The sequence below is a fragment of the Salinivibrio sp. PR5 genome, assembly GCF_001996085.1.
Lineage (GTDB): Bacteria > Pseudomonadota > Gammaproteobacteria > Enterobacterales > Vibrionaceae > Salinivibrio > Salinivibrio proteolyticus.
On sequence record NZ_MUFK01000063.1, the window covers coordinates 1 to 10,747 of the forward strand.

Here is a 10,747-nt window from a genome sequence, read left to right on the forward strand (position 1 = left end):
AAATAACATCTTTATAAATTTTAGCATCAAATGCTGATTTTTTCCCTTTATACTAGCCTGAAAATTGACAATATCAACAACTAGCCAGCCGATAACACTGAATAAACAAGAGGTGACAGCATGATCATTGGCGTTCCAAAAGAGATCAAAAACCATGAATACCGCGTTGGTATGGTTCCAGCAAGTGTCCGCGAACTTATTTCTCACGGCCACTCCGTTTACGTAGAGACCAACGCTGGTAACGGTATTGGCTTCTCTGACGACGACTACAAAGCCGCCGGCGCATCTATCCTTCCTACCGCGGCTGACGTGTTCGCCAAGGCCGAGATGATTGTTAAAGTCAAAGAGCCGCAAGCGGTTGAGCGTGCCATGCTCCGTGAAGGACAGATTTTATTCACCTATCTGCATCTTGCACCAGATTTTCCACAAACAGAAGACTTAATTAAGAGTAAAGCCGTCTGTATCGCCTATGAAACCGTAACAGATTCTAAAGGTCGATTGCCACTCCTTGCACCTATGTCTGAGGTAGCGGGCCGTATGTCTATTCAAGCAGGTGCACAAGCACTGGAGAAATCACACGGCGGCTCAGGCATGCTACTAAGTGGTGTTCCAGGCGTTGAACCGGCCAAAATCGTAGTACTCGGCGGTGGTGTTGTCGGTTCAAACGCAGCTCGCATGGCCGTTGGCCTACGTGCTGACGTGACTATTTTAGACAAAAATGTCGATACACTGCGTCGTTTGGATGAAGAATTCCAAGGTCGCGCAAAAGTGGTCTACTCCACAGAAGAAACACTGGAGCAACACGTTCTCAATGCTGATCTGGTTATCGGTGCAGTACTGATCCCAGGTGCAGCCGCGCCAAAACTGGTTAACGAAGACCACATCAAGCGCATGAAACCAGGTGCGGCCGTGGTCGATGTTGCCATTGACCAAGGCGGCTGTTTTGCGACATCACACGCGACCACCCATGCGGATCCAACCTACATTGTTGATGATGTGGTTCACTACTGTGTTGCTAACATGCCTGGCGCGGTTGCTCGCACCTCTACCGTTGCTCTCAACAACGCGACCCTGCCTTATATCGTGAAGTTGGCTAACAAAGGCTATCGCGATGCCTTGGTAGAAGATCAACACCTGCGCAATGGTTTGAACGTTATTCATGGTCAAGTCACCATCAAAGAAGTGGCTGAAGGCTTTGAACTTCCTTACGTTGATGCCATGGACGCATTAAAAGCCGCACATTAATGTGCGTTTTGTACCCTACAATCACAGGGCACCGTCACGGTGCCCTTTCTTTACCCGTCCAATTTACCTACAATCAGGCCATTCAAAACGAACCTCTATCCTGCCCGGAGACGTGAATGAGTAACATTAAGCATGCTAACCTATTGATCCTTGGCTCAGGCCCTGCTGGCTACACCGCTGCTGTTTATGCGGCGCGTGCCAACCTGAATCCAGTCATGATCACGGGTATGCAACAAGGCGGCCAGCTAACCACCACCACAGATGTAGAAAACTGGCCTGGCGATCCAGAAGGCCTCACGGGTCCAGCCTTGATGGACCGCATGAAAGACCATGCGGAGAAATTCGACACCGAGATTATTTTTGATCACGTCAACGACGTTGATCTGTCTCAGCGCCCATTTCGTTTAAAAGGCGACAGTGGCGAATACACCTGCGATGCCTTAATTATTTCGACAGGTGCATCCGCACAATATCTTGGTTTGCCATCAGAAGAAGCCTTTAAAGGCCGTGGTGTCTCCGCCTGTGCAACCTGCGATGGCTTTTTCTATCGCAACCAAAAAGTGGCTGTGATTGGCGGTGGTAATACCGCGGTCGAAGAAGCCTTGTATTTGTCCAACATCGCCTCTGAAGTCCATGTAGTGCACCGCCGTGATAGCTTCCGTGCGGAAAAAATCCTTGTGGATCGCATGATGGAAAAAGTTGAGAACGGTAACATCGTTTTACACACTGACCGTGTGCTGGACGAGGTACTCGGCGATGAAATGGGCGTCACGGCCGTGCGCTTAAAAGATGCCCAAAGTGATGCGACAGAAACGCTGGATGTCATGGGCGTATTCGTCGCTATCGGTCATAAGCCAAACACTGACATTTTTGCCGGTCAATTGGAGATGGAAAACGGATACATCAAAGTGGCTTCCGGCCTGAACGGTAACGCCACACAAACCAGCATTGAAGGCGTTTTTGCCGCTGGCGATGTGATGGATCATGTCTACCGCCAAGCGATCACGTCAGCGGGCACCGGCTGTATGGCAGCACTCGATGCTGAGCGCTACCTTGACGGGTTAGCTGAGAAGTAACCCTCGCGCGATCCCACGCAGGCTGCCCCTGAGCAGCCTGCTCTGCCTCACTCGCAGGCCTTTCATAAAACAATAAGACGATATGGATAAATCTAAACAGCGGGCGCTAACGAAATGGCTCAAGTCGCAGAGCGTGTTAGCCAAACCCTGGTTAGTTGCGACGATTGGCATAGCCTTTACATCTGGACTGCTACTCATTGCCCAAGCAGCGCTCCTCGCCCATTTGCTTTATCAGCTCATTATCGAACAAGCCGATAAATACAGTTTACTGCCCAGTTTCATTGGTCTGGGGGTCGTAGTATTACTGCGTGCGGCCTGTAGTTGGGCCAAAGAGCGAACAGGCTATCGCTGTGGCCAAACTATTCGCCACCATATTCGCCAGTTGATCTTGAATCGTCTTCATGAACTCGGCCCCGTGAGTATTCAAGGTCGTCCGGCGGGCAGTTGGGCTAGCTTGCTCCTCGAGCAAGTCGAAGAATTACAGGACTTCTTTGCCCGCTATTTACCACAAATGGCGATTGCCGTATTGATCCCCGTGGTGATTCTCGTCACCGTGTTCCCGATCAATTGGGCCTCCGGCTTGATATTCTTGATTACCGCACCGCTAGTGCCCTTTTTTATGGCCTTGGTGGGGATCAAAGCCGCCGACGCAAATCGCAAGAATTTCAAAGCACTGCAACGACTGTCAGGCTATTTTTATGACCGTTTGCGTGGCTTACCGACACTGCGACTATTCAATCGCACTGATGCAGAAGCCGAACAACTGCATCTAGCGTCACATACCTTCCGTAAACGAACCATGGAAGTGCTAAGACTGGCTTTCTTGTCGTCTGCCGTGCTCGAGTTTTTTACGGCCATTTCCATTGCAGTTGTGGCTGTCTATTTCGGTTTCAGTTTCATTGGTGAACTGAACTTTGGCCACTATGGTGCCCCGATATCGCTATTTACTGGCTTATTTGTGCTGGTGCTCGCGCCTGAGTTTTACCAGCCATTACGTGATCTTGGCACGTTTTATCACGCAAAAGCCCAAGCGATTGGGGCTGCCGAATCCATCGTCGAGTTTCTCGATGCGCAACCGGATACCGGCACACAAGGCCAAGAGACACCCGACCTCGAGGCTGTCACCATCACCGCGCGTGACCTCGAAGTGCTCAGCCCTGATGGCCATGTCTTGGCGGGGCCGCTCAATTTTGACGTCAAAGCCGGTGAGCATATTGCACTTATTGGCGTCAGTGGCGCAGGTAAGTCGAGCCTGTTGAATGCACTGCTCGGCTTTTTACCCTATCGCGGCAGTCTGATCATTAACGGTTGTGAGCGCCGAGCGCTCTCACTCACCCATTGGCGCCAAGCAATCAGTTGGGTAGGCCAAAATCCACAGCTATTCCATGGCTCTATTCGTGACAACATTGCGCTCGCCAACCCTGATGCCACGCCTGAATCGATTAATCATGTGATGACACAAGCCTATGTCGATGAGTTTGTTATGCGCCTGACCGACGGGCTGGCTCATCCCGTTGGCGATCGTAATGGCGGGCTATCAGTCGGCCAAGCACAGCGTATCGCGGTTGCACGTGCTTTATTGCAAGACGGTGCACTATGGGTATTGGATGAGCCGACGGCAAGCCTCGATTCCCACAGCGAGCAACTGGTCAATTTGAGCTTACACACAGCGACCCAAGGAAAAACCTGTATTCAGGTGTCACACCGCCTCGATGCGCTCGACAACTGCGATCAGGTTTGGGTCATGGCTGACGGCATAATCACTCAGCAAGGCAAATTCAAAGATATCGCCGCTCAAGGGCAGCTTGCTGACATGCTGGCCTCAGCAGACAGGAGAAATCTCGATGCGTGAACTACTCCCCTACTTACGCCTGTATAAGCGTCACTGGTTTGGTCTTAGCTTGGGCATGGTGTTGGCGTTTGCCACTTTGTTTGCCGCGATTGGCCTATTAACCTTATCAGGCTGGTTTATCGCTGCGGCGGCCGTGGCTGGACTCACTGGCATGGCCACCTTCAATTACATGTTGCCCGCTGCTGGCGTGCGTGGTTTTTCTATCGGCCGTACCTTTGGGCGCTGGGCAGAGCGCGTCGTCAGCCACAATGCCACGTTTAAATTGCTTGCCGACCTACGGGTAGCGTTTTTCCGTAAGCTTGCGCCTTTGGTGCCGGATCAAACCCTGAATGTGCGTGATGGCGACCTGCTCAATCGCATGGTGGCCGATGTTGATGCGATGGATCACGTCTATCTGCGCTTGGTCAGTCCCATGGTTGTTGGCGCCCTCGGCGTCCTTGCTGTGAGTCTGTTTTTGGGTTGGTTCGACCCAACCTTAGGGCTAGCGTTAGGCGGCTGTTTATTGGCGTTACTGCTGGGGTTACCCGTTATTTTTTACCATCTGGGTAAGCAACATGGACGCCAGCAATTAGAACAAAATGCCGCTACCCGAATCGCGCTACTCGATTGGCTGCAAGGCCATGCCGAACTCGCCCTTTTTGGCGCAGAATCCCGTTATCGTGCACGGGTTGATGACAGTGAAAAAGCCATGCTAGCCGCGCAGGCGAACATGGCAAACGTCACCGGCTGGGCGAATGCGGTGCTGATGGCGGCAACCGGTTTAACCTTAGTTTTGATGATTTGGTTAGCTGCCGATGGTGTGGGTGGTCGCTTGCCCGATCCGCTGATTGCAATGGTCGCGTTTACTACGATGGCAAGCTTTGAGTTGATGATGCCCATCACCGCGGCTTTCCAGTATTTGGGGAAAACCCTGACCGCGGCTAAGCGGCTCAACCGGATTACAGAGCGTACACCCAGTGTCTATTTTCCGCCGCAAGGACATGCCGATGCGGTGCAAGGTGAGCTCAAGCTGGATAACGTCAGTTATCAATACCCAGAAACTGCAAACCCTGCCTTAAACCGCATTTCTTTGCACGTAAATGCGGGGCAAAAAGTGGCGCTACTCGGTCGGACCGGATGTGGAAAATCAACCCTGCTTAGCTTGTTAACACGCGCATGGGATCCAAGCAACGGCGAGATCCATCTTGACAGCAAGCCTTTACGTCAATGGTCAGAGCCGGCGTTACGCCAAGCGATTTCTGTGGTCACACAACGGGTCGACATGTTTAATGGCACCTTGCGCGATAACCTGATCTTGGCATGCCCGCAGGCCAGCGACGAGACGCTGACGCAAGTGTTAACCCAAGTAGGCTTGCAGACCTTGCTGGCCGAGCCAGGGCTCAATGCGTGGATGGGAGATGGAGGCCGACAGCTTTCTGGTGGCGAGCGACGACGGATTGGTATTGCGCGTGCCCTTCTGCATGACGCACCTATCGTTTTATTAGATGAGCCAACCGAAGGGCTAGATGTGCAAACGGAGGCGCAGATCCTATCCTTACTACAGCAACATTGTGCAAACAAAACCGTGGTGTTTATCACTCACCGCTTGGTCGGGCTTGAGCAAATGGACACCATTTGTCTCATGGATGCCGGAGAGATTGTCGAACAAGGCGATCATGCTGCACTCATGGCGGCAAACGGACGCTATGCACAACTGCGACAACGCTTGTAACACATGGAGAGACTGCGGGTATGACCCTCTTTTTGCCGCCATTAGCAGCAGATGATTTTCGCTTTCCTCCGGTGAGCGATGCACTCGCCCACCCAGATGGCCTGTTAGCCATTGGCGGTGATCTCTCGGCTGCACGGCTGATGTCTGCCTATCGAAGTGGTATTTTTCCTTGGTTTGGTGAAGAAGACCCGTTACTTTGGTGGTCGCCAAGCGAACGGGCCATCATTCGTCCCTCTGACTTTCACGTCAGTCGCAGCTTGCGCAAAGCGGCGCGTAAAAGCCAAGTGACCGTGACCATCAATCACGCCTTCGAGGCAGTGATTCATCAATGTGCCGCCATCAGGGGCCCTGAGCAAACTTGGATCACCGACCAGATGCGTGAGGCCTACCTCGCCCTCCACCAGCAGCACGATGCGCACAGTGTCGAAGTGTGGCAAGAGGACCAACTCGTAGGGGGATTGTATGGTGTCGCCGTAGGACAGTTTTTCTGCGGTGAATCCATGTTTTCGCTTATCGATAATGGCTCGAAATTCGCGCTTTGGCAGTTTTGTCGTCACTTTCAAGCTCAAGGTGGTCAGTACATCGATTGCCAAATGATGACGCCCCACCTTGCCTCTCTCGGCGCCAAGGCATGGCCGCGGGATGAGTTTATTCACGCCCTATACGCGGCACGAGACTCACGCTTAAAAGCCGCATATATGCCGCACGTTATCGCGGACTTTCGTGAGAGGCAGTCATGAGCGTCGCGCTAAAGGTCGGCCTTACTCCAGCCTCTCGCTGCCAATATATATCGACAGAGAACGAACAGCTTGCGGTCGTGCTATCCCCTGACATGCACCACCCTGAGGGTTACCAGCAACTGATCAACGCCGGTTTTCGCCGCAGTGGTAACATGATGTATCGCCCGCATTGTCCTCACTGTAATGCGTGCCAATCCTTGCGCATTGATGTTGCCGGGTATCAACCAAGTAAAAGCCAAAAGCGCCATCGCAGCCAACTCAAACGGCTGCGGGTAAAGGTTAGCGACCAGCTCGACCCAAACTGGTTTTCACTTTACGATCAATACATCACCGCGCGTCATGCTGATGGCAATATGTACCCAGCTAAAGCAGAGGACTTTATTGCCTTCACCCATAGCGACTGGCTTCACCCCTGCTTTATTCATTTGTATGACCCTGATGGCGGTGAAGAGACCTTAGTTGCGATTGCCGTTACTGATGTGCTGAGTGACGGTTTAAGCGCCTTATACAGCTTTTTTGACCCGTTCCATCGTTTTTCATTAGGACGCGTCTGCATTCAAGCTCAACTTGAGTATGCCAGCGCCGAGAAAAAATCGTGGCTTTATCTGGGCTATCAAATTGATGATTGTCCAGCCATGCGTTATAAAGCGGATTACTTCCCGCACCAACGCTTTATAAATCACCAATGGCGACCCTTTAGCTTGCCCATATCCACCGCTTAGTGGCTATTTTTTCTAGCAAGCTTGGCGTCAACAGGGTAAAATTCGCACCCGAACTTTACAGACTTTCAGAATAGAGGCATTATCTGTCGGTCAAAAAATTGGCTAAAACAGTAAGCCTAAGAGGATTCAATGGCAAAAGAAGACGTAATTGAAATGCAAGGTACCGTGCTAGACACGCTACCTAACACTATGTTCCGCGTTGAGCTAGAGAACGGTCACGTGGTGACTGCCCACATTTCAGGCAAGATGCGCAAAAACTATATCCGCATCCTGACCGGCGACAAAGTCACTGTTGAAATGACCCCTTACGATTTGTCGAAAGGTCGCATCGTTTTCCGTTCGCGTTAATCCTCATAACGCGATCAAAAAACCCGGCGCATGCGCCGGGTTTTGCTTATCAGACTTCTCCTACGCTTTATGCAGGTTCCATCTGGTCGCTGAATTGGAAATCCAAGCGGTTGTTTTTAAGCACAACACGCACTGTCCCTCCGTTCACTAGGCAGCCAAACAACAGCTCGTTTGCCAACGGCTTTTTCAGGTTGTCTTGAATCACCCGGCCCATTGGACGCGCGCCCATGGCTTTGTCATAGCCCTCTTCGGCAAGCCAGCGCTTCGCTTCGGATGTCACTTCCAGAGACACACCTTTCGCATCCAGCTGAGCTTGTAACTCAACAATAAACTTATCAACCACTTGCAGAATGACCGTTTCATCAAGGTGATTAAACCAAATGATGTTATCTAAACGGTTACGGAATTCCGGTGAGAACACCTTTTTAATTTCCGACATCGCATCGTGACTGTGATCTTGTTGAATCAAGCCAATCGACTTACGGACCGTCTCTGCCACACCAGCGTTGGTAGTCATGACTAAAATGACGTTACGGAAGTCCGCTTTGCGACCGTTGTTATCGGTCAACGTCCCGTTATCCATCACCTGTAGCAACAAGTTAAACACGTCCGGATGCGCTTTTTCGATTTCGTCCAGTAACACCACAGAGTGTGGATGCTTGATCACTGCATCAGTTAACAACCCACCTTGGTCGTAACCCACGTAACCTGGAGGCGCACCAATCAGTCGACTCACAGTGTGGCGCTCCATATATTCGGACATATCAAAGCGCTGTAACTCGATCCCCATGGCACGTGCCAGTTGCACCGTAACTTCGGTTTTACCCACACCAGTTGGGCCTGCGAATAAGAACGAACCCACAGGCTTGTTCTCCTCGCCTAGTCCCGCTCGGCTCAGCTTAATCGCTTCCGACAGCGCCGTAATCGCCTTGTCTTGACCGAACACCAGCATCTTCAGCTTATCTTCCAACGACTGAAGCACATCTTTGTCCGACGACGACACTGATTTTTCTGGGATACGCGCCATCTTGGCAATCATCGACTCGACGTCCGCAACATTCACGGTTTTCTTACGCCTGCTCGCTGGCGCCATCCGACAACGCGCCCCAGCCTCATCAATCACATCAATCGCTTTATCTGGCAAATGACGCTCATTGATGTATTTAGCCGACAGTTCAACCGCCGCACGGATCGCCTTGTTGGTATAGCGAACCTCATGGTGCGCTTCATATTTCGGCTTCAATCCCATCAAAATCTTCGTGGTGTCATCGATAGACGGTTCAATGACATCGATTTTCTGGAAGCGACGTGCCAAGGCACGCTCCTTCTCAAAGATGGAGCCATATTCTTGATAGGTTGTTGAGCCAATACAACGTAACTTCCCGCTGCTTAGCAATGGCTTAATCAAGTTTGCGGCATCAACTTGTCCACCACTCGCTGCCCCCGCACCGATAATAGTGTGGATTTCGTCGATAAAGAGTACGGCATGATCTTCTTTCTCAAGCTGCTTTAAAATGGACTTAAAGCGCTTCTCAAAATCGCCACGATATTTGGTGCCTGCCAGAAGCGAGCCAATATCCAGCGAGTAAATCACACAATCTTTGATGACATCAGGGACTTGCCCTTCTACGATTCTCCATGCGAGGCCTTCAGCGATAGCGGTTTTACCCACGCCGGCTTCGCCGACTAACAGCGGATTGTTCTTACGACGGCGGCATAGCACCTGAATGGTGCGTTCCAGTTCCTTGTCTCGACCAATTAAAGGATCGATGCCCCCGACCCGCGCGAGCTGATTGAGGTTGGTGGCAAAGTTTTCCAGCTTATCTTCACCTGGCTCGCCACTCGCCTCTTCAGCGCCCATGTCGCTACTGGGCAAATCGTCGTTGTCATCTTTCGTGGTGCCGTGAGAGATAAAATTCACCACATCCAAGCGACTCACGTCGTTCTTTTTCAAAAGGTAAGCCGCGTGAGATTCTTGTTCGCTAAATATCGCGACCAATACGTTCGCCCCACTCACTTCGCTGCGCCCTGACGATTGCACGTGGAACACCGCGCGTTGCAGTACACGCTGGAAACTCAGTGTCGGTTGCGTTTCGCGTGATTCGTCATCAACAGGGATAAGAGGGGTAGTTTGCTCAATAAACGCATCGAGCTCTTTACGCAGGCCATCTAGGTCTGCGCGGCAAGCTGTCAGGGCTTCTTGAGCGGCGGCGTTGTCGATTAACGCGAGAAGCAGGTGCTCCACCGTCATGAATTCGTGGCGCTTTTCACGCGCACGTGCAAAGGCTCCGTTGAGACTCGCTTCAAGTTCTTTGTTCAGCATAAGGCACCTCCCTCAATAACCGCGCTAAAGCGTGCCGGAGAAATCATGCTTTCTCCATGGTGCACAGCAATGGATGACCATGCTCTTTGGCGTACATCATCACTTGTGCCACTTTTGTTTCCGCTACCTCTGCGGTGAACACACCGCAAACGGCTTTTCCTTCGTAGTGCACCGTCAGCATGACTTGCGTCGCTTTGTCCACGTCCATGGAAAAAAACGCCTGGAGCACTTCAATGACAAACTCCATCGGCGTGTAGTCATCGTTGTTCAGCACCACCTTGTACATAGATGGCGGTTGTAGCTTCGTCTTCTCTGACGCTGCGATGTCAGCATCAGGGAGCGCCCACTCGTTCCAATTACTCATAACCACTTACAATGCATTATTTGGGTGTCTAGGCTGTCGTTGTGGCGGGGCGTTGCTGCCATCCACTGAACCCGTCCACCTACCTTTAAAGTTAAGCCACAGATTGTATTCCAGCAACCCTTTCAATGCGAACAAAGTGTGTCTGTGCAATTGTTAGTCACTTACTGATATATCTAGGGGTAAAAGTGCTAAAACGTTCACTGTTCAATAAAAACATCTCAACCCCCACCATAAGAGGTGTACAAAAATAAAGACATTTCACAACCATGAAGTGGAAATAACTGTGTGAATGGGATTGAAAAAGGGATTTACGCTAAATCTATCTCAGTATTTAGACGTAATAAATTATTCATAAAACAATAAAAT

9 protein-coding genes are annotated in these 10,747 nt (G+C 51.1%); 7 read left to right on the plus strand and 2 right to left on the minus strand.

Annotated elements, in window-relative coordinates; genetic code table 11:
- Positions 1-120 precede the first annotated feature (120 nt).
- The 7 genes from ald (at position 121) to infA (ending at position 7,694) form a co-directional block, all read left to right on the plus strand.
- Positions 121-1,245, plus strand: a complete 1,125-nt coding sequence (gene ald, locus BZG82_RS15150) for an alanine dehydrogenase (protein ID WP_069588818.1) — start codon at positions 121-123, stop codon at positions 1,243-1,245.
- 116 nt (positions 1,246-1,361) lie between these two features.
- On the plus strand, positions 1,362-2,321 hold the full coding sequence (gene trxB / locus BZG82_RS15155; protein WP_077766226.1) for a thioredoxin-disulfide reductase: 960 nt from the start codon (positions 1,362-1,364) through the stop codon (positions 2,319-2,321).
- A gap of 82 nt (positions 2,322-2,403) precedes the next feature.
- Complete coding sequence (gene cydD / locus BZG82_RS15160) at positions 2,404-4,173, plus strand: heme ABC transporter permease/ATP-binding protein CydD (RefSeq protein ID WP_077766227.1); 1,770 nt, start codon at positions 2,404-2,406, stop codon at positions 4,171-4,173.
- Complete coding sequence (gene cydC / locus BZG82_RS15165; RefSeq protein ID WP_077766228.1) at positions 4,166-5,884, plus strand: heme ABC transporter ATP-binding protein/permease CydC; 1,719 nt, start codon at positions 4,166-4,168, stop codon at positions 5,882-5,884. Before cydD ends, cydC begins: the two co-directional genes overlap by 8 nt.
- Positions 5,885-5,904: 20 nt before the next feature.
- Positions 5,905-6,624, plus strand: a complete 720-nt coding sequence (aat, locus tag BZG82_RS15170; protein ID WP_077480150.1) for a leucyl/phenylalanyl-tRNA--protein transferase — start codon at positions 5,905-5,907, stop codon at positions 6,622-6,624.
- On the plus strand, positions 6,621-7,346 hold the full coding sequence (locus BZG82_RS15175; RefSeq protein ID WP_077766229.1) for an arginyltransferase: 726 nt from the start codon (positions 6,621-6,623) through the stop codon (positions 7,344-7,346). Before aat ends, BZG82_RS15175 begins: the two co-directional genes overlap by 4 nt.
- Before the next feature lie 129 nt (positions 7,347-7,475).
- Positions 7,476-7,694 (plus strand): translation initiation factor IF-1, encoded by a 219-nt coding sequence (infA, locus tag BZG82_RS15180; RefSeq protein ID WP_069588804.1) that lies wholly within the window; start codon positions 7,476-7,478, stop codon positions 7,692-7,694.
- A gap of 67 nt (positions 7,695-7,761) precedes the next feature.
- Here the strand turns inward: infA and clpA are convergent, their stop codons facing one another.
- Together clpA and clpS are read right to left on the minus strand one after the other, a co-directional pair.
- The gene (gene clpA, locus BZG82_RS15185) at positions 7,762-10,017 is read right to left on the minus strand and encodes an ATP-dependent Clp protease ATP-binding subunit ClpA (protein ID WP_077661726.1); all 2,256 of its coding nucleotides are present in this window, start codon (positions 10,015-10,017) and stop codon (positions 7,762-7,764) included.
- A gap of 43 nt (positions 10,018-10,060) precedes the next feature.
- Positions 10,061-10,381 carry an ATP-dependent Clp protease adapter ClpS gene (gene clpS / locus BZG82_RS15190; RefSeq protein ID WP_077766230.1) on the minus strand — a complete coding sequence of 107 codons (321 nt, stop codon included), beginning with the start codon at positions 10,379-10,381 and terminating at the stop codon, positions 10,061-10,063.
- Between the last annotated feature and the right edge of the window lie 366 nt (positions 10,382-10,747).